Here is a 19,247-nt window from a genome sequence, read left to right on the forward strand (position 1 = left end):
TGATTATTCGGCGGCTTCGGGAAGGGCGTCGGGGCCTTCATCCTCGTCCGAATAGGACGAGAGTTCGACGTTGAGGCCCAGCGAGCGCATTTCCTTGACGAGCACGTTGAAGCTTTCGGGAATGCCGGCTTCGAAGGTGTCGTCGCCCTTGACGATCGCTTCGTACACCTTGGTACGGCCGATCACGTCGTCCGACTTCACCGTCAGCATTTCCTGCAAGGTGTAGGCCGCGCCATAGGCCTGCAGCGCCCAGACCTCCATTTCCCCGAAACGCTGGCCGCCGAACTGCGCCTTACCGCCCAGCGGCTGCTGGGTGACGAGGCTGTAGGGGCCGATCGAACGCGCGTGGATCTTGTCGTCGACGAGGTGGTGAAGCTTGAGCATATAGATATAGCCCACCGTCACCTTGCGGTCGAACCGGTCGCCGGTGCGGCCGTCATACAGGTCCGACTGGCCCGAGTCATCGAGGCCGGCCAGCGTCAGCATGTTCGACACATCGATTTCCTTGGCGCCGTCGAACACCGGGGTTGCGAACGGCACGCCGACCTTCAGATTTTCGGCCAGTTCGACGACATTGTCGGCGGTGCGCGACTTGATATCCTCAAGATATTCCGCGCCATAGACATGCTCGAGCGCCTCGCGAACCGCTTCGGGCATCTGACCGCCGGTCGCATCGGGATTGGCGTCGCGCCATTCCTCCAGCGCGTGCGTCACCTGCCGCCCGAGGCCGCGCGATGCCCAGCCAAGGTGCGTTTCGAGGATCTGTCCGACATTCATACGCGACGGCACGCCCAGCGGGTTGAGCACGATGTCGACATGGGTGCCGTCTTCGAGGAACGGCATGTCTTCGATCGGCAGGATACGCGAGATGACACCCTTGTTCCCGTGGCGGCCGGCCATCTTGTCGCCCGGCTGCAGCTTGCGCTTCACCGCAACGAACACTTTGACCATCTTGAGGACGCCCGGCGCCAGTTCATCACCGCGCTGCAGCTTTTCAACGCGGTCTTCATACTTTGCGTTGATCCGCTTGATCGCCTCGTCATACTGCGCCTTGATCGCTTCCAGCGCGGTCTGGGTGTTGTCCTCGACCACCGCCAGTTTCCACCAGTCGGCACGGTCGAGTTCGACCAGCATTTCTTCGGTGACGACGTCGCCCTTCTTCAGCCCCTTGGGCACCGCGCTGGTCGTTTCGCCGATCAGCAGGTCCTTGAGGCTGGAGAAGGTCGCGCGGTTGAGGATCGCGCGCTCGTCGTCGGCGTCCTGCTTCAGACGCTCGATTTCCTCGCGTTCGATCGCGATCGCGCGCTCGTCCTTGTCGATGCCGTGACGGTTGAAGACGCGCACTTCGACGACCGTGCCCGACACGCCCGGCGGCAGGCGGAGCGAGGTATCGCGCACGTCGCTGGCCTTTTCACCGAAGATGGCGCGCAGCAGCTTTTCTTCCGGCGTCATCGGCGATTCACCCTTGGGGGTGATCTTGCCAGCCAGAATGTCGCCCGGACCGACTTCGGCGCCGATATAGACGATGCCCGCTTCGTCGAGGTTGCGCAGTGCTTCCTCGCCGACGTTCGGGATGTCGCGGGTGATGTCCTCCGGCCCGAGGCGGGTGTCGCGTGCGGTGACTTCGAATTCCTCGATGTGGATCGAGGTAAAGACGTCATCCTTCACGATGCGCTCGGAAATGAGGATCGAGTCCTCATAATTATAGCCGTTCCACGGCATGAAGGCGACGAGGACGTTCTTCCCGAGCGCCAGTTCGCCAAGTTCGGTCGACGGACCGTCGGCGATGATGTCGCCAGCACGGACCACATCGCCCACCTTCACCAGCGGACGCTGGTTGATGCAGGTGTTCTGGTTCGAGCGCTGGAACTTTTGCAGGCGATAGATGTCGACGCCCGACTTGCCGGGTTCGATCATATCGGTCGCACGGATAACGATACGGGTCGCATCGACTTGGTCGATGATGCCGCCGCGGCGGGCGGCGATCGCGGCGCCCGAATCGCGTGCCACGGTGCTTTCCATGCCGGTGCCGACGACCGGCGCCTCGGCGCGCAGCAGGGGCACGGCCTGACGCTGCATGTTGGAGCCCATGAGCGCGCGGTTGGCGTCATCGTTTTCCAGGAACGGAATGAGCGAGGCGGCGACCGAAACCAGCTGCTTCGGCGACACGTCCATCAGGGTGATTTGATCGCGCGGTGCCATCAGGAATTCGCCAGCTTCGCGGGCCGAGATCAGCTCGTCGATGAAGCTGCCGTCGGGGTTGAGGTCGGCGTTCGCCTGCGCAACCGTGTGCTTCGATTCCTCCATCGCCGACAGATAGACGACTTCATTCGTCACCTTGCCGTCGATGATGCGGCGGTACGGGGTTTCGATGAAGCCATATTTGTTGACGCGCGCGAAGGTCGCGAGGCTGTTGATCAGACCGATGTTCGGGCCTTCGGGCGTTTCAATCGGACAGATGCGGCCATAATGGGTCGGATGGACGTCGCGGACTTCAAAGCCCGCGCGCTCGCGAGTCAGACCGCCCGGCCCGAGCGCCGAGACGCGGCGCTTGTGAGTGACTTCGGACAAGGGGTTGGTCTGGTCCATGAACTGCGAGAGCTGCGACGAGCCGAAAAACTCGCGCACCGCGGCGACCGCGGGCTTCGCGTTGATCAGGTCGTTCGGCATGACGGTCGAGACGTCGACCGAGCTCATGCGTTCCTTCACCGCGCGCTCCATGCGCAGCAGGCCGACGCGATACTGGTTTTCGAGCAGTTCGCCGACCGAACGCACACGACGGTTGCCGAGATTGTCGATGTCGTCGATTTCGCCCTTGCCGTCCTTCAGGTTCACCAGTTCCTTGACGACCGCGAGAATATCTTCGCTGCGCAGCGTGGTGACGGTGTCCTCGGCGTCGAGGCCAAGACGCATGTTGAGCTTGACGCGGCCGACCGCCGACAGGTCATAGCGCTCGGCGTCAAAGAACAGGCCGTCGAACAGGGCTTCGGCGGTTTCGCGCGTCGGCGGTTCGCCGGGGCGCATGACGCGGTAAATGTCCGACAGCGCCTGGTCGCGATCCTCGGCCTTGTCGGCCTTCAGCGTGTTGCGGATCCACGGACCGGTGTTGTTGTGGTCGATGTCGAGCAGCACGAGCTTGTCGATGCCCGCGGCGTCGATCTTCTCGAGATTCTCGGCGCTCACTTCGTCGCCGGCCTCGATGTAAATCTCGCCGGTCGCCTCGTTGATCAGGTCATAGGCCGAATAGCGGCCGAAGATTTCCTCGGTCGGGATCAGCAGCGTGTCGAGACCGTCCTTCGCCGCCTTGTTGGCGAGGCGCGGACTGATCTTGTGGCCGGCAGCGAAGACGACTTCGCCGGTCTTGGCATCGACGACGTCGAACGCGGGCTTCGAACCGCGCCAGTTTTCGACGACGAAAGGCACTTTCCAGCCATTTTCAGCGCGCTCGAAGACGAGGCGATCATAGAAATGGTTGAGGATTTCCTCGCCCGACATGCCGAGCGCATAAAGGAGCGAAGTGACCGGCAGCTTGCGCTTGCGGTCGATGCGGACGTTGACGATATCCTTGGCATCGAATTCGAAGTCGAGCCACGAACCGCGATAGGGAATGACGCGGGCGGCGAACAGGAACTTGCCCGACGAGTGGGTCTTGCCGCGGTCATGGTCGAAGAGCACACCCGGCGAACGGTGCATCTGCGACACGATGACGCGCTCGGTGCCATTGACGAAGAAGGTGCCATTCTCGGTCATGAGCGGCATGTCGCCCATGTAGACGTCCTGCTCCTTGATATCGAGGACCGAGCGGGTGTCGGTTTCGCTATCGACTTCAAAGACGATCAGGCGGAGCGTAACCTTCATCGGCGCCGCATAGGTAATGCCGCGCTGACGGCATTCCTCGACGTCATATTTCGGCTCTTCGAGTTCGTAGTGGACGAAGTCGAGTTCGGCGGTGCCAGCAAAATCGCGGATCGGAAAAACGCTGCGCAGCGTTTTTTCAAGGCCCGAAACATAGCCGATCGAGGGATCCGAGCGCAGGAACTGCTCATAGGATTCGCGCTGCACCTCGATGAGGTTGGGCATTTCCACCGCTTCGTGGATATTGCCGAACAGCTTGCGGATTCGCTTGTTTGCGGTTGCTTCGAGGGCCTTGCCCACCGACTTCGCCTTGGTCGCCATAAGTGATTGTCTCGCCTCAAAAAAAATCAAGATCGCGGGCGCTCCGACGCGAAAAAAGCCGCAGGCAACCGTCGCCGGTTTACCGCAGCTTTCCTACGCGTGTCGAAATCCCTGCCGCCCTATCCGTACAGCCCGCTGCGCAAGGACAGGCTCTATCTCGGACGATGGGGTATGACGGCGATATAGGATTTGGCGCCCAAACTGTCAATCGCGCACCCTTGCGGCGACACCCCACTGCCTTTCGCCAAATCGGCTCAATTCATCCCGCCCAAGGCACGGCTCGGCAGCATTAGCATGGCCTTCGCGGGCGCCGCGCGTTCACCGCACATGCGTTTGATGGATTTTTTACAAGGAGAACAAGCATAATGCGGAGAATCGCAGCTATAGTCGCATCCCTCTCTCTTGGCACGGCCGCCATTTCGGCCGCGCCCGCGCTGGCGCAGGACGCTGCGGCAGCCGCCGCTAAGTTGACCGTCGGCACCAAGGTTTTCGATTCCGAAAGCAGCGAACTGGGGACCATTTCCGAAACGCAGGGACCGAATGTCGTCGTCGACCTGGGCGGCGGCAAGCAGGTCACGCTGCCCGCAAACGCCTTCGGCATGCTTGAGCAGGGGCCGACGATCGGCGCAACGAAGGCGCAGGTCCTGGCCGCCGTCGATCAGGCCGCCGCAGGCGCCGATGCAAAGCTGACCGAAGCCCTGCAACCCGGCACAGATGTCCACAGTGCGCACGGCGCAACGATCGTGGGCAAGGTCAAGCTGGCCGATGCCGAAGGCGTGGTGCTGACCACCCCGACCGGCGACATCAAATTGCCCCGTGACGCTTTTTTCGTCGGGCAGAAGGGCTTGGCCACCAGCTTCACCGCCGAACAGTTCGCCGACGCGATGCAGCAGGCGAACAGCGCAGCCGCCGCTGATAACGCAGCCGTCGCCGCCGCACTCCAGCCCGGCGCCGAGGTCCGCAGTCTGAAGGGCTCCGCCATCCTCGGCAAGGTCAAGTCGGCCGGGGCTGATACGGTCGTCGTCGCCACCGCAAGCGGCGATGCCGTGACGCTGCCACGCAGCGCCTTTCTGATGTCGCCTGCCGGACTGGCCGCCGCCTATACCGCCGAACAGTTTGCCGACGCGGTCGCCAAGGCCACCGGCGTCTCCAACTAGCACCCAGACCGGACCCAGAGCGAAACAAGGGGCGCGGGACAGCAATTCCGCGCCCCTTTTTCCTGCCCGACGCCCGCGCGATCGCTCGATATATTACTGCCTTGCAATATGAAACATATCGTTTATCGATAATGAACACATTGTTTATCGAGGAACATCGCGATGCTGCTGTGGAGCCGCCGACTGATAGTGACGCTCAATGCCCTGAACTGGCTTGCCCTGGGCTTACTCATGATCCTGCTGGCGGTGATCATGATCCGCCCTGACCTGCCGATCGATGCGATCGCCCAGGCAAAGCCGACGCTCGATGCCGACAAACTGCTGAAGCTGTTTCGCTTCGCACTACTGCTGTGCGTTCCGGTCGCCATCGCCGCGCATGCGATCTTTTCCCGCCTGGTCGCGATGATCGACGCGACCCGCGCGGGCGACACGTTCGCCGACGGCCATGCCCAAACCCTGCGCAGCATCGGCTGGTGGCTGCTTTCCATCCAGGTCGTCGACGCGGCATTCGGCTGGATCAGCTATCAAATGTCGCTCGCCAGCGCCGATCTGTACGGCTGGCAACCGAGCCTGACCGCCTGGCTGGCGATCCTGCTGCTCTTCATCCTGGCCCGCATCTTCGAACAGGGCGCAGCCATGCGCCGGGAACTGGAACAGACGGTCTGATGCCCATTCATATCCAGCTCGACGACCTGCTTTGGCAACGGCGGATGACACTGACCGAACTGAGCGAACGCGTCGATATCACTGTCGCCAATCTATCGGTTCTCAAAACCGGAAAAGCCAAGGCGATCCGCTTTTCCACGCTCGAGGCGATCTGCGGCGCTCTCGATTGCCAACCTGGCGACCTGATCGCCTTTTACCCGGAGGGGACAGCCGATGAAGAATAATATTACGGACGTCTATCGCAGTACATGGCGTTTTGCGCTTTCCTGTTCCCTGCTGTTCCTGATTCCGGTCGCGGTCGAATTCGCTCAGCATGTCGTCGAATGGCGTGCGGGAATGTACGAAGGCATTGCGGGGGCCAAGATGGCCGAAGCCGATCCCCTGCGCCTGCAGTTCGGCTTTGCGAAAACCCTTGCCTTGTTGCTTCCAGGCTACTGGTTCACACGCTTCATCATCTTCGGCGGCGATGCGCGGCGCGCGCGGCGATTGGAATGGCCCGCCTTTGGGCTTTGGCTCATCCTGTTTGCGCTACAGGCGCTTCAGCAATGGTGGACGCTTTTCGGCCCCGCGCTAACCGAGGCGGTCGGCCTTTCCGGGCAGCCGGCGCTGTGGGCTGGCTATGCGCTCAATCTGGCATATTTCGTCCTGAGCATTTATCTGATGGCTTGGTACGCGGCCTGGCCCGCGGGCAATATGCGCATCGGTCCGCTTGCTTCCATCGCCATCATGCTGGGTCATTTCTGGCGCAGCGTCGCGCTGCTCATCATCGGCGCGCTGCCGCTGATGGCGCTCCACTACGCATTGAGTTTCGGCGCGATCTTTGCCCCGGCGGCGCTCGACTGGCCGCTGCTGATCCTGGATTCGCTGGTTGTCGGCCTTTTGGCGCTGACGATGGTCGGCGCGATGACGATCGCTGCGCGCCATGCCGCGCGCGTCAAGGGCATCGACCTCGCCGGCACGGAGGCCGGGAAAGCGGCCTAGCCATCTCGCACTATGCCGCCATGCGCAGACGGTTACGGCCTTCACGCTTGGCGGCATAAAGCGCCTTGTCAGCGCGGTGGAGCAAATCCTCCACATTTTTCTCGCCCGAGTAAACGGCAAGCCCGATGCTGACCGTCACCTTCGGAAGCCCGCCCGTGGTGTCGTCGTGCGACTCGATGGCGCGGCGCACCCGCTCGGCCACAAGTTCCGCCGAGCGCGCGCTGTTCCCCTGGAAGATGCATACGAACTCCTCGCCGCCGAAGCGCCCCACCATATCCTCTTCGCGCAGGGAGCTTTTGGCGCGCAAGCCGACGCAGCGTATCACCTTGTCTCCGGCGGCATGGCCGTGCTCATCGTTGATGCGCTTGAAATGATCGATATCGAAGATTGCAACCGCCAGCGGCGCTCCGCTGTGTGACGCCGCCAACAACGCCTGATCGAGAAAGGCGAGCGTGTGGCGGCGGTTGGGCAGACCGGTCAGCATGTCGGTATTCGCCGCCTCTTCCGCCCGGAAACGAGCATTCTCCAGCATGCGCGCATTTTCGACCGTCTGGGTGACGTCCTGGATCGTACCAAAAATGCCGACCGGGACACCGCCACGGCTCATTTCGATCGAACCATGCGATTTGACATGGCGTATCGATCCGTCGGCCAGCGATATTCGGCCCTGAAATTCGAAGGGCGCCCCCGCCGCAAAAGCCCGTTCCAGCGTTTCGCGAACCCGGGATCGATCCTCTGCTATGTAATTGTCGAGGCTGGATTCGATCGTCACCGTTCCGCCCGGCGGCAGTCCGTGAATGCGATAAGCCTGATCGGACCACTGGATCGTCTGACGCACCAGATCGACGCGCCAATGGCCGACATGTGCGGCTTCCTCTGCCTGAAGCAGCCAGCGATTGCTCTGTTCCAGCCGCCGCGTCAGGCGTTGTCGGACGACAAGCTGCGCCGCCAGCGGAAGCACGACGAACAATATCGTCACCAGATAAAACTGCAGGAAAAAAACGCGAACTTTTGACTGTCCTTCAATCGCCGCGACCGGCCCCATGCCGTGTGCCGTAAACAGCGAGGCGATCACCGCGACCACCAGCATGCCCGTCGCAGCACCAAAGGGCCCAAGCCGATAGGCGGCCACGACCACCGCCACCCCAGGCAGAAACGTCAGTGGAAATTCGGATTGCGCAAAGGTCACGGTCGCGGCCAAGGCGGCGAGAACGAGCAGCAAAATTGCCTCCGCCATCATCGCCGCAGGGACATTCGACATGGCACTGGAATGCACCATGCGCGCCAGCATCACGATCGGCGGCGTCACGATCAGCATGCCCAGCGCCACGGTAGTCAGCCAGGATAGGAAAAAATCGGTACTACCGCCAACCAGCGATACCGCGATACCGGCGCTGACCACGCTGGCGATCAATGCGGCCAGGCAGAAATTGGCAACAGGCCGCGGGGCCATGAAGGACAGTCCTCCCGGCTCGCGGCGGCGCAGCAACCACAGGGCAATTGCAGCTTCGCACCCATTGGCGAAGGAGAAGGCCGCAGACGCGAGGAATGAAGCGCCACCAAGCATGTTCGCCGCGATGCTAGCCACCGCCGCCGCGACGAAGACAGGGCGATAAAAGCGCGACGGCATCAAAAGCAGGAGCGCGAGGAAGTAGCCACTTGAGGGCCAGATCGCCGCGATATTGTCCGCACCCTTCGTCGCATAGAGCGACAGTGCGGCCAGCAGGAAATATCCGGTCGCCGTCAACGCAACCCAGAACCCCGCCTCGACAAGGAAAGGACGCGAACGTGTCATGCGGCCAGAATGCCCCGAACTGGCAAAGGAACTGCTAACATTGTCGCACCGCTTACCGCAAACAGGCGGTCCGGCAAAGCGGGTCAGGCAATTCCGCCGAAGGTCAGTCCGACGACATCGGCCACCAGCGCTTCGTCCCACTCAATCCGTTTGTCGAGGATGAGCATTGCCAGGCCGTGGACAAGCGACCAGGCGTGGAGAGCCGCTCGTTCGGGATCGGCCGCCCCCGGGAGCGCTTCTCCGATCCCGGCGCGCAGCAGATTATAGGCGACATCGCCGCCGTCGCCGCCCGCATCGGCCGCGCGTTCGGGCATCTGGCGGGTGAAGCTCAGCCGGAAAAGGGCCGGTTCGTCATGGGCAAAGCGGACATAGGCGATCCCAGCGGCCAGAAATCCAGCGCTGCCTCCCCCCGCTTTAAGCCAAGCCTGAGCCTGAAGCGCACCCAGCCGACGCAGCCCTTCATCAGCCAGCGCATCGAGCAGCGCCTCCTTGTCCGGAAAATGGCGGTAAAGTGCGGTCGCGCTGACCCCCACGTCGCGCGCGAGCGCACGCAGACCAAGCTCTCGATCATCGCCGCGCGCTAGCCGGGCCATCCCCGCCGCAATCACCGCCGCGCGCAAATCGCCATGATGATAGCTGCTGGAACGCACCGGCGATGTCGGCGCCGCATCATTTATGTTGACGCTGTTATCTTCATCCTTCATGTTTTCATCGTAAACATCGCGACTCGATCCCGCAAGCAAAAGGAACGCCCATGTCCAGCAAAGTCGAAACGATGATCCGCGGCGCCGTTACCAAAGGCATTGGCAAGGTCGCCGATTTCAATCGCAAACGCCTGCCGGTTCCGGCCGACGCCCACCCTTTTCTGACCGGCATACATCAACCGATGACGGAGGAACTGACGTTGGAGGCCCTGCGCGTTGATGGCGAAATTCCCGCCAGCCTTGCTGGCCGCTATATGCGCAACGGTCCCAACCCCGCACTGCCGCCCGATCCCGCCAGCTATCACTGGTTCACCGGCGCGGGCATGGTGCACGGTATTCGGGTCGAAGGCGGGAAGGCCCTGTGGTACCGCAACCGGTGGGTACGAGGCGAAGAGGCGTGCCAGGCGCTGAACGAACCGCTGCCCCCTGGGCGGCGCCTCGACCGTTTCGATGCGCCCAATACAAATGTCGTCGGCATCGCAGGACGGACCTTTGCGATCGTTGAGGCCGGAGGTATGCCCGCCGAACTCAACGACACGCTGGACACGCTGGCTCATAATCCCTTCGACGATACGCTGGCCGGTGCCTATACGGCGCATCCGCATCGCGACCCGTTCACCGATGAAACCCACGCCGTCACCTATAAGGGCGACGAGCCGAACAAGGTCTGGCATGTCGTGCTCGACGCCGACGCGCATGTGATCCGCGAAGAAGCCGTCGCGGTTAGTGACGGCCCGTCGATCCATGACTGCGCAATCACCGAAAATTACGTGCTGGTGCTGGATCTGCCCGTCACCTTTTCGATGAAGGCGCTGCTCGCGGGATATCGCTTTCCCTATGAATGGAACACCGACCACCCCGCACGTGTCGGCCTGTTGCCGCGCCAGGGGGCGGGGACCGACATCCTTTGGGTGCCTGTCGATCCCTGCTATGTCTTTCACCCGGGCAACGCATTTGAAACCGCCGACGGCAAGGTGATCGTCGACATGGTCGTCCACGAGACGATGTTCGCCAGGTCGAAGCGCGGACCCGACAGCGAACGCTCACGGCTCGAGCGCTGGACGATCGATCCGGCCGCAGGCAAGACCCACCGCGCCGTGATCCACGATCATCCGCAGGAGTTTCCGCGCTATGACGAGCGGCGGACGACGCGCCCTTACCGCTATCTCTATACGGTTGCGCTGCCCGACTGCGACGCGGTCGAAATGGCCATCGCCGATACCCGCCTGTTCCGGCACGATACCGAGCGCTGCGAAACGATCGTCCGCGATTTCGGTCCCGGCCGCCATCCCGGCGAATTCGTCTTCGTTCCGCGCGGCCCAGATGGCGCCGAGACGGACGGCTGGCTGATCGGGCTGGTCGTCGACATGAATGATCAACACAGTGAACTGGTAATTCTGAACGCCGACGATTTCGCCGGCCTACCCCAGGCCACCATCCATCTGCCGCACCGAATTCCACCCGGCTTTCATGGCAATTGGGTCGCGGACTGAGGCGTTGGTTGCCGCCGCGTGCGACCGGTTTTATGGTCGTACGCGGTGGACGAACACCCCGCACAGCAGGGTGAATGACATCTCCGAATCCTCATTCAGTCGCCCCGCGCGCACGGCTCGTCGTGGAAACGAGCCTGATCGGGCAGCACTTTGCAGCGACGGTCCGTTGCTTGGCTATGATGATCAAGAAACGCCCCCTCTCCCGCCCTGCCACGAGCGCGATTGCCGCGTTCCTGGCCTTTTCTGCACCAGTCGCCCTTGCCCAAGAGGCGCCCAGTCTGCCGATGACGTCCCCAGTCGCCGTTCCGCCCGCCACGCCGGTGTCGAACCCCACGGCGCCTACGACGCCCCCCGCGACAAGCGGAGCCCCCCTGACGAGCGGGGCACAGCCTCCCGTCATAGCCCCGCAAAGCGCGCAGTCGGCGCCGGTAGCTCCGGTCATTCGTGTACCTCTGACCATTACGACGGAGCCGAGCGAGCCTGCCGCGCAAACGGCAGCGCGCACGGAAACGGCACCCCCGGCGCGCGCCGAGCGCGCCACACCAGCCCAAGCGCCTCGCCGCGACACCGACAGCCGTCCGGTCACCTCTGCTTCGGCGGCAAGCCCCGTCACGAATTCGGCGGCCGAGGTACCCGACACGGCAAGCGCAGCGATCGCAGGGCCAGCCGTGACATCGACCATGGCCCCGGCCGCGCCGCTTGAGGCGGTGCCCGCCGATGCACCGCCGCTAGAAGCCACCGACACATTCCCTTGGAGCCTTGCGGCAGGTCTTGCCGCACTGGCAATCGCAGGTGGCGCGGCGGTGGCGTTCATGCGCCGCCGCCGTGACGGCAGCATCGATACAGCGGACGTTCCGCCGACAGCCTATTCGTCGCAGCCGCTGGCAGGTGTATCGCAGAGCGTGTCGGGCGTGCACCCTAGCCCGAGCCTGAACTCCGGCTCTGTCTCGGCCAGCCCGTCACAGTCTGCGCTACGCTCCACCCCCAGCTTTGCCGCCGCGCCGCATGGCAGCATGGGGCGCCACGAAGCGATGGCAATGGCAGGCCCGACCGCTGAAAACCCGTTTCTGACGCTAAAGAAGCGGTTGAAGCGCGCCCGTTTCCATGACCGGATGGAGCGGCTCGAATATGATGCGCTGCTCGCGGGACAGGTCGATCGGCGCCGGGAACCCGCGAGCGCGTGGGAGATTGCCCAGCGTCCAGCCCCCGCCGCCGGCACCGCGATGCAGGACGTCCGCCGTCCTGGTCCGGCACGCACCGCTCCAGGTTTCAAACCTGGCTTTTCTCGAAGCTGATACCCCGCAGGGCTTGCGGACATGAAAAAGGGCGGCGCCATCGCGGCACCGCCCTTTTTCTTTTAGCTCGGCCCGGCTGGGTGAACCAGCCGGAACCTCCGCAACCGAATTACTTCAGTTCGACGGTCGCACCAGCGGCTTCGAGCTTCTTCTTGATGTCTTCGGCTTCGGCCTTGTTGACACCTTCCTTGACAGCCTTCGGCGCGCCTTCGACCAGTGCCTTGGCTTCGCCCAGGCCCAGACCGGTGATCGCACGAACTTCCTTGATGACGTTGATCTTCTGACCACCGTCGCCGGTCAGGACGACGTCGAATTCGTCCTTTTCTTCAGCAGCCGGAGCAGCGGCAGCAGCCGGGCCAGCAACGGCGACGGCAGCAGCGGCCGAAACGCCCCACTTTTCTTCGAGCAGCTTCGAAAGTTCAGCAGCTTCCAGAACGGTCAGCGCCGACAGGTCTTCAACGATCTTAGCAAGATCAGCCATTTTCATTCTCCATCAGAACCGGGACAAAGCCCGGTGAATTGTTGCAAAAGTAACGAGGATTACGCCGCTTCCTTGGCGCCATAGGCACCAAAGACCCGCGCCAGCTGACCAGCCGGAGCTGCCGCAATCTGGGCAACCTTGGTGGCCGGAGCCTGGAGCAGGCCGACAAGCTTGCCACGCAGTTCGTCAAGCGACGGCAGCGATGCAAGCGCCTTCACGCCTTCCACGTCGAGGATCACATCCCCCATGCCGCCACCGACGATCTCAAGCTTGTCGTTGGTCTTGGCAAATTCCACGGCGATCTTTGCCGCGACCACCGGATCGGTGGAAGCCGCAATGGCCGTCGGGCCGGTCAGCATGTCGCCGATACCGGTATAGGGAGTGCCTTCGAGCGCGATCTTGGCCAGGCGGTTCTTCGAGACCTTGAAGCTCGCCCCAGCGTCGCGCATCTGCTGGCGAAGCACCGTCGACTGGGCGACAGTGAGGCCAAGGTTGCGAACGATCACAACCGAGGCGGCATCCGACAGCGTAGCATTCAGCGAGGATACGGCTTCGGCCTTTTGAGCACGATCCATGCCTGTTTCTCCACTCATGCCCGGAGAACACGCCCATCGAAACAGACGCGCCGCCGGGCGGCTAACAAACGCAGATGTCGGCGAAGGGCAGAACCCGGCCGTCATATGCGCAACGATGTCCGATGGGGTCGGTCAAGCCGCGAACGCCATGACAAGGCGAGCGACCGAAAAAGACTGTTCCCCGTCTAGGCTGGAAATTAAGCGGGGCAAATCCCCCGCACCAACTGTCTCGGACGGAATTGCCATGGGGCACGCCCCGCGACAATTTGCGCGCCTAATAGCGGGCAGAGCGCAGGAGTCAAGCGCGGGACCAAAGACCGACAGCCCCGAGGGAGCTTCAAAAGGCCAAGGAGCCGTGACGGCGACGCGCCTTGTCAGCGACCGTTCGACCGAACAGTTGCAACAAGACACGATCGACCGACGCCTGTAACGACGCCCGCGGCTCACCCGCCCGCGCACGTAATGCGACGGCAGCGTGTGTCGAAAGGAGAATGTCGACAAGGGCATCGATCTCCGCCGCTGCGGAAAGCTGCCCCTCCTCCTGCCCAGCGGCCAACCGCGCCGTCAGTCGATCCACGGCCCTAGCCATCGCGTCTTCCACTCGGCATCCGATTTCGGGATAACGCGACGCTATCGGAACCGCGGTCGACAAGAAAAAGCACCCCTGCCCGCCGTTCCGCTCGAAGAGATCGAGCCCCGCCTCAAAGAAAGCATCGAGAGCGCTCATCATATCTGGCAACGACAGCGCAGCGGCGGCCGCTTCGTCGGTTGCTTCAAGATACATGTCCAGCGCCGCACCATATAGCGCCAGACGATCGCCGAAGGCGCCATATAGGCTGGGCTTGTGAAGCCCCGTCGCGTCGCTCAACTCTCGCAGTGTCGTCGCTTCCAGCCCTTGCCGCCAAAATAGCTGCTGCGCCGCCATTACGACGCGCGTCGGATCATATTTGGGCGGACGGCCTCTGCGCTTCGTCATCATATTCCTGCCAAATAGTCCGGATCTTGGCGGACACATTTTTTGTGTCGCCGGGATAAGATGAGCATTGACGCAATTTCCGCCATCCCGGGACAGAATTTGACCGGGAGGCCGATGCCATGTTTGTTCACCCTCCCCAATCAGCCTTGGCGGCGATCGACACGCGATGCCGGTCAGTTGTTCCGTCCACCGCGACATTGGGAAGGAAGCGCTACACCAGCGCGTCAATCCGGCCGACAGGACGACACGGCACCATCAACGATACAAGGGAAAGAGGCATGTCATTTTCAGCACAAGCCGACGTGCCGACCGGGCTGGCGGCGAAATATCTGCAACAACTTTGCAAGCACTGGCAACATGGCATGCCGGTCACCTTCGATGCGAGCCAGGGTTGCGTCACCTTCCCACGGGATGCCAGGGGCTCCAACTGGCAGGGCGACGGACAGGCCCGCTTCGAGGCCAGTGCCGACAGGCTGCACATCCGCATCGACGCAAGCAGCGCGGCGCATCTTGAAACGCTGCAACAAGTGGTCTCACGCCATCTTGATCGCTTTGCTTTCCGCGAGGCGCCGCTGCCCTTTCACTGGACGACGCCGAGCGTCACGGCTTGAGCCCAAACTTCGCATAGTCGCGTTCAACCGCCGGCTCCAAACGCCGCGACGCGGCGAGATCCGCCGCTGCAGCGTCCCCGCGCCCCAGCCGGCCAAGCACGATCGCCCGCAAAAAGCGGCTCGACCCCATGCTCGGCGACTGCTGAAGCGCGGCATCCAGATCGCGCAGCGCGTCCTCGTTGCGGTCCATCCGCATCCATACCAGTGCCCGGCTGTCGAGGATGGACGCCGTGCTGTCCGAAAGCTCGAGCGCCGATGTACAATCCTTGAGCGCGGTATCGATCGCAATGTTGCGGGTCGCCTTTATCCAGCAGCGCGAATTGAGAAGCATCGGCGTGCCCGGCTTGGCAGCGATCAGCGCATCCAGTTCCTCAATCGCTGCGACCGCATCGCCATGTTCGCCGACAATCTGCGCCTTTGAATGACGCAAATTGTCGCGTTCCTTGCCGCCCACCGCGATGCGTTCGTCAAGCATAGCGATCGCCTTTTCCATGTCGCCCCGCTCAGCGCTCAGCATGGCCAACGCCGTGACGGCCGACGAGGATGACGGATCGAGCTTTCGCGCAGCATCCGCGTCGGCGTGGGCTCCGGTAACATCACCAAGCTGGCGCCGCACTTCGGAACGTTCGAGATAGGCATTAATCGTGGGCAGCAAAGCGATTTGGCGGCTCAACGACTGTTCGGCACCCTTATAGTCCCCGATTCCGATCCTGAAGGAGATATCGCTGGTAAACGCCGTGATATTCTCCTCATCCGCCTCCTCTATCTTCTTGGCGAAGACGGCCTTTATTGCATCGAGCTGCGATCGCGATTCGGCGCCTGCAAGATCCCAGCGGCGGCGCGCATTTTCGGGCGCAATCAGACGCGGAACCCGTCCGATGGCCGCAGCGACGCGCTCGCGCTGTTCGGCTAGGTCGGAGGCAGCGAGTTCCATCCCGGACGCCGCGAGCGTTTCGTCGACCGTGACATAACCATCGGCCAGAACCGCGCTGCGCGTAATGCCGATACCGCCGATCAGCGCATCGAACGCGGAGTCGCCTTCCATCCGATACCCTTGCCCACCGTCGGGCAAACGAATGCGCAAGCGATATCGCATTCGATCCGGCGCCTGGGTCTGAACCGGGATGTCGGCCCAGGCGGCCCGCGCCCGATCCGGCGTAAACCGGACGAGTGTCGGGACCCGTGACAGCCATCGTTCGGTCCGATTATCGTCGCGCGACCAGCCGCTCCCGAACACGCCGCGTGCCTTGATTGTCATTGTGGCCGCGTCGGCATCGAAAACGGTCTCTAGGGCATCATACTGCGCTTCGCCCACGAAATTTTGCAGTACCCGCTCCATCAGGTCCCGGCGTTCTTTTTCGTTCAACCGCGATTGCGCCAGGGTCGCAAGGCTTGCGAGCTGCCCCCGCGCAACCAATTCAACCTTGATCACCGAGGGCAAATCGATGCTGGTACTTTCGTCGGCATCGAGCGAGAGGTCGAGTGTCGGACGCGCTGGCGCCCGCGGTACGATCTGCAACAAATCCGCGCCCTGTGCCCGCACCGGCAGGACATATCCGAATGGCGGCGTGTCGCCCAAATCGGCGCGCCTGGAGCCAAGACCGGTACCGTCGAGCCATAATGTGTCCCCCGCGACAGTCGCCTTTACCACAACGTGGTTGAACGCCAGCGCACTCGGGACACGGCCTGGTACCGCATCACCCATTTCCGCATGGGCGAGAACCGCTTCGGCTTCGATCCCGAGCGCATGGAGCATCGATAACAGCAACAGCGTCTTTGCCTTGCAGTCGCCGTACCGCGCATCCCATGTCCGCTCCGGCTTGGCGGGAACATAGTTTCCGCCGTCCATACCCACGGCCAGATAGCGGATCTTGTCCTGCGTCAATTGCAGCGCCATCGCTGCGCGTTGCATCGGATCGTCGGTCGCCGCCCGTATCTTTTCCACCTCGGCCGCCAGTTGGCCACCGTCAGCGATCAGCCCTTGCGTCGCATAGAGTGGCGCCATGATCCGCGAGACGTCCGCCCAATTGGAAAAGGTCGACGCCTCGAGAACCGGCGTCCGCCGGAAACGAACCGGTGCATCCGCCGGCATTTCAGGCTGCTTGGCAATCGGCAGCGCAATGGGCACTTCCCAAAAGTCCCCGTTGCGACGCGGCGCGAGCGAAGGACTGGAGGGCAGCGCCTTCCACGCCAGCTTGTCATCCTTGCGCCACGACAAACGATAGGACGCTACCCCGATCCGTACCGGTTCGGCTGGAAGCGGGATCGAAAGCTGCGACCGCCCGCCGAGCGCATCATCCTTTGCCGTGATCGACATCTGAAGCCGCAGCACATCCCCGACCCGCAATCCTTCCACCGCCAGGGTCGCCGACAATATGCCGGTCATTTCGCGCTGTTCCAGGGCCTCTTCGCGGCGTAGCACGGTGAACTTCTGGCCGTTTACCAACGCATCGATCTCCATTCCATCGCGAACGATGGTCAGGCGATGGATGATCAGATCGCCCTTGTCAGGCGCCCAAGGCAAGGTAACATTATTATTCTGCGTCAGTTCTTCGGGCGTGCTTATCCGCACGGCCGTGTCGCTGTAACTCCAGACAGTCGCACCTTCGAGGCGCTGCTGTAGATCAAGCACGACAAGGCCGCCTAGCTTGTCATCCGCAGGCAGCGGCTTGGGGGCTGTCACCCAATCCGGCGCTGGCGAATAGAGCGGCTGTTCGCCCGCAAAAGCCGCGCTCGTGTAAAACGCCACCAGCGAAACAAATATCAATCGCGTCCCCACAACCACCCCCAACCCCGAACAGCCTATTATTTTTCGGAAAATAGAAGGGGGTGGCGCGCCGTGGCAACCTTTATTCGCGCGCCGTCCGAAAATCCTTAAACGATAAAGTCACCGCGCCACGGCCCGCTTGCGGGCATAAAGGAAATACAGCGCCAGCCCGCCAAGGTTCCAGTAGAGGAACCATCGCTGGGTCTGCGCCGGCAGGCTGAAGAACAAATAGATGCAGCCCAGCACCGCCACTCCCCCGACCAGCCAAGGCAAGGGCGCACGGAAGGTTCGCGGCGCATCAGGGGCGCGGCGACGCATGACCAGCATGCAGACCGCCACTGCCGTAAAGGCCGCAAGCGTCCCTGCATTCGCCAAGGCGGCCAGTTCGCCAAGCGGGATGAAGCCGGCCAACACCGCGACGACGAGCGCGGTAAAGATGGTGATGCGCACCGGAGCCCCACGCGAGGAAAGCCGGGCAAGGCTGGCGGGCAGCAACCCGTCGCGCGCCATGGTGAAGAAAATCCGGCTTTGACCATAGAAAAAGGCCAAGATGACAGTCGGCAGCGCGATAACCGCCGACACGGCCAGATAATGGGCGGCGAGCGGCTGCCCCAGTTCGCGCAGGATCAGCGCAAGCGGTTCGGGGCTGTCGGCAAAGCGGCTGTAAGCAATCGCTCCGACGGCAGCCACCGCAACCGCGATATAGATCAGGACGCAGACGAACATCGATCCGACGATGCCGATCTTGAGATCGCGGTCAGGGTTCTTCGTTTCTTCCGCCGCCGTCGCAATGGCGTCGAAACCATAGAAAGCGAAGAAGATGATCGCCGCAGCGGCCATCACACCACGCTCGACGCCGTCGGGGCCCATATGTTTGGCAAAGCCATAAGGGCTGAATGGTTCCAGGTTAGCGGCGTTGAACGCAGGCAGCGCAAGCGCAACGAACACCACCAGCGCCAGCACCTTGACGATCACCAGGACCGCGTTGAGCGTCGCGCTTTCACGCGTCCCGACGAGCAGCATCCCGGCGACAACCGCGATGATGGCAATGGCGGGCAGGTTCACGATCCCACCGAGTTCGGGCCCCTGCATCAGCGCCATGGGGACGCCTGCCCAAGCCTCCAGCAAGGGGGCCGCATAGCCCGACCAACCGACGGCAACCGCACTGACCACCAGCGAATATTCGAGAATCAGGCTCCACCCCACAACCCAGGCGATAATCTCTCCGATCACCACATAGCTGTAGGTGTAGGCGCTGCCCGATGCCGGTATCATCGTCGCCATTTCGGCATAGGCGAGCGCGGCGCAAGCGCAGATCAGCCCGGCGATGGCGAACGAGAGGATGACGGCCGGACCGGCCTTATCCGCGCCGACCCCGATCAAGGTCAGGATGCCCGTCCCGACGATGGCGCCGACCCCGAGCGCGATCAGGTGCGGCCACCCCAGCGTTCGCGCCAGCCCCTGCTCACCATGCTCGTCACGCACCACGGTTTTCCGGCGCAAAAGGCTGTCGGTCATTCCTTGCTCCCCTAAAATTTTTGGTGCTTGTGAAACGCTATTGTCACGAACG

Annotated in this window: 15 protein-coding genes; 7 read left to right on the forward strand and 8 right to left on the reverse strand. The window is 62.6% G+C overall.

The genetic code is table 11. From position 1 onward, the window contains the following. Nucleotides 1–3: 3 nt before the first annotated feature. The gene (gene rpoB / locus U0S50_RS12305) at nucleotides 4–4,176 is read right to left on the reverse strand and encodes a DNA-directed RNA polymerase subunit beta (RefSeq protein ID WP_322309057.1); all 4,173 of its coding nucleotides are present in this window, start codon (nucleotides 4,174–4,176) and stop codon (nucleotides 4–6) included. Nucleotides 4,177–4,541: 365 nt separating this feature from the next. On the opposite strand from rpoB, the gene U0S50_RS12310 reads away from it, so the two are divergent. From U0S50_RS12310 to U0S50_RS12325, 4 genes are all read left to right on the forward strand, one after another. After that, complete coding sequence (locus U0S50_RS12310) at nucleotides 4,542–5,333, forward strand: hypothetical protein (protein WP_322309058.1); 792 nt, start codon at nucleotides 4,542–4,544, stop codon at nucleotides 5,331–5,333. A gap of 162 nt (nucleotides 5,334–5,495) precedes the next feature. Next, nucleotides 5,496–5,999, forward strand: coding sequence for a DUF2975 domain-containing protein (locus tag U0S50_RS12315; protein ID WP_322309059.1), 504 nt, complete (start codon nucleotides 5,496–5,498; stop codon nucleotides 5,997–5,999). Then, the gene (locus U0S50_RS12320; RefSeq protein ID WP_322309060.1) at nucleotides 5,999–6,223 is read left to right on the forward strand and encodes a helix-turn-helix transcriptional regulator; all 225 of its coding nucleotides are present in this window, start codon (nucleotides 5,999–6,001) and stop codon (nucleotides 6,221–6,223) included. The genes U0S50_RS12315 and U0S50_RS12320 overlap by 1 nt, the downstream gene beginning before the upstream one ends. Further along, nucleotides 6,213–6,980: a hypothetical protein gene (locus U0S50_RS12325; protein WP_322309061.1), complete on the forward strand. Its 768-nt coding sequence runs from the start codon at nucleotides 6,213–6,215 to the stop codon at nucleotides 6,978–6,980. Before U0S50_RS12320 ends, U0S50_RS12325 begins: the two co-directional genes overlap by 11 nt. A gap of 10 nt (nucleotides 6,981–6,990) precedes the next feature. On the opposite strand, the gene U0S50_RS12330 is transcribed toward U0S50_RS12325, so the two are convergent. Beyond that, complete coding sequence (locus tag U0S50_RS12330; RefSeq protein ID WP_322309062.1) at nucleotides 6,991–8,775, reverse strand: diguanylate cyclase; 1,785 nt, start codon at nucleotides 8,773–8,775, stop codon at nucleotides 6,991–6,993. 83 nt (nucleotides 8,776–8,858) lie between these two features. Then, nucleotides 8,859–9,479: a TetR/AcrR family transcriptional regulator gene (locus U0S50_RS12335; RefSeq protein WP_322309063.1), complete on the reverse strand. Its 621-nt coding sequence runs from the start codon at nucleotides 9,477–9,479 to the stop codon at nucleotides 8,859–8,861. A gap of 50 nt (nucleotides 9,480–9,529) precedes the next feature. On the opposite strand from U0S50_RS12335, the gene U0S50_RS12340 reads away from it, so the two are divergent. Then, nucleotides 9,530–10,972 (forward strand): carotenoid oxygenase family protein, encoded by a 1,443-nt coding sequence (locus tag U0S50_RS12340; RefSeq protein ID WP_322309064.1) that lies wholly within the window; start codon nucleotides 9,530–9,532, stop codon nucleotides 10,970–10,972. A gap of 668 nt (nucleotides 10,973–11,640) precedes the next feature. After that, nucleotides 11,641–12,267: a hypothetical protein gene (locus U0S50_RS12345; protein ID WP_322309065.1), complete on the forward strand. Its 627-nt coding sequence runs from the start codon at nucleotides 11,641–11,643 to the stop codon at nucleotides 12,265–12,267. Nucleotides 12,268–12,376: 109 nt separating this feature from the next. On the opposite strand, the gene rplL is transcribed toward U0S50_RS12345, so the two are convergent. The 3 genes from rplL to U0S50_RS12360 all read right to left on the reverse strand — a co-directional run bounded on the left by rplL (nucleotide 12,377) and on the right by U0S50_RS12360 (nucleotide 14,299). Next, complete coding sequence (gene rplL, locus U0S50_RS12350; RefSeq protein WP_322309066.1) at nucleotides 12,377–12,748, reverse strand: 50S ribosomal protein L7/L12; 372 nt, start codon at nucleotides 12,746–12,748, stop codon at nucleotides 12,377–12,379. Between the two features lie 59 nt (nucleotides 12,749–12,807). Next, a complete protein-coding gene (gene rplJ, locus U0S50_RS12355; protein ID WP_322309067.1) occupies nucleotides 12,808–13,323 on the reverse strand; it encodes a 50S ribosomal protein L10 in 516 nt (171 codons plus the stop codon). 337 nt (nucleotides 13,324–13,660) lie between these two features. Next, nucleotides 13,661–14,299, reverse strand: coding sequence for a TetR/AcrR family transcriptional regulator (locus U0S50_RS12360; RefSeq protein ID WP_322309068.1), 639 nt, complete (start codon nucleotides 14,297–14,299; stop codon nucleotides 13,661–13,663). A gap of 119 nt (nucleotides 14,300–14,418) precedes the next feature. On the opposite strand from U0S50_RS12360, the gene U0S50_RS12365 reads away from it, so the two are divergent. After that, nucleotides 14,419–14,910 carry a DUF2218 domain-containing protein gene (locus U0S50_RS12365; protein ID WP_322309069.1) on the forward strand — a complete coding sequence of 164 codons (492 nt, stop codon included), beginning with the start codon at nucleotides 14,419–14,421 and terminating at the stop codon, nucleotides 14,908–14,910. Here the strand turns inward: U0S50_RS12365 and U0S50_RS12370 are convergent. Together U0S50_RS12370 and U0S50_RS12375 are read right to left on the reverse strand one after the other, a co-directional pair. Next, nucleotides 14,900–17,677, reverse strand: coding sequence for a DUF3857 domain-containing protein (locus U0S50_RS12370; protein ID WP_322309070.1), 2,778 nt, complete (start codon nucleotides 17,675–17,677; stop codon nucleotides 14,900–14,902). The genes U0S50_RS12365 and U0S50_RS12370 overlap by 11 nt on opposite strands. 120 nt (nucleotides 17,678–17,797) lie before the next feature. Beyond that, nucleotides 17,798–19,195, reverse strand: coding sequence for an amino acid permease (locus U0S50_RS12375; RefSeq protein ID WP_322309071.1), 1,398 nt, complete (start codon nucleotides 19,193–19,195; stop codon nucleotides 17,798–17,800). Nucleotides 19,196–19,247: the final 52 nt, after the last annotated feature.

The sequence above is a fragment of the Sphingopyxis sp. genome, from assembly GCF_034380315.1.
Taxonomy (GTDB): domain Bacteria; phylum Pseudomonadota; class Alphaproteobacteria; order Sphingomonadales; family Sphingomonadaceae; genus Sphingopyxis.

Coding starts and splice junctions, on each gene's coding strand:
- U0S50_RS12310 (WP_322309058.1), top strand. CDS start 4,542: ATGCGGAGAATCGCAGCTATAGTCGCATCCCTCTCTCTTGGCACGGCC.
- rplL (WP_322309066.1), bottom strand. CDS start 12,748: ATGGCTGATCTTGCTAAGATCGTTGAAGACCTGTCGGCGCTGACCGTT.
- U0S50_RS12360 (WP_322309068.1), bottom strand. CDS start 14,299: ATGACGAAGCGCAGAGGCCGTCCGCCCAAATATGATCCGACGCGCGTC.
- rpoB (WP_322309057.1), bottom strand. CDS start 4,176: ATGGCGACCAAGGCGAAGTCGGTGGGCAAGGCCCTCGAAGCAACCGCA.
- U0S50_RS12320 (WP_322309060.1), top strand. CDS start 5,999: ATGCCCATTCATATCCAGCTCGACGACCTGCTTTGGCAACGGCGGATG.
- U0S50_RS12365 (WP_322309069.1), top strand. CDS start 14,419: ATGTTTGTTCACCCTCCCCAATCAGCCTTGGCGGCGATCGACACGCGA.
- U0S50_RS12375 (WP_322309071.1), bottom strand. CDS start 19,195: ATGACCGACAGCCTTTTGCGCCGGAAAACCGTGGTGCGTGACGAGCAT.
- U0S50_RS12325 (WP_322309061.1), top strand. CDS start 6,213: ATGAAGAATAATATTACGGACGTCTATCGCAGTACATGGCGTTTTGCG.
- U0S50_RS12315 (WP_322309059.1), top strand. CDS start 5,496: ATGCTGCTGTGGAGCCGCCGACTGATAGTGACGCTCAATGCCCTGAAC.
- rplJ (WP_322309067.1), bottom strand. CDS start 13,323: ATGGATCGTGCTCAAAAGGCCGAAGCCGTATCCTCGCTGAATGCTACG.
- U0S50_RS12330 (WP_322309062.1), bottom strand. CDS start 8,775: ATGACACGTTCGCGTCCTTTCCTTGTCGAGGCGGGGTTCTGGGTTGCG.
- U0S50_RS12340 (WP_322309064.1), top strand. CDS start 9,530: ATGTCCAGCAAAGTCGAAACGATGATCCGCGGCGCCGTTACCAAAGGC.
- U0S50_RS12335 (WP_322309063.1), bottom strand. CDS start 9,479: ATGAAGGATGAAGATAACAGCGTCAACATAAATGATGCGGCGCCGACA.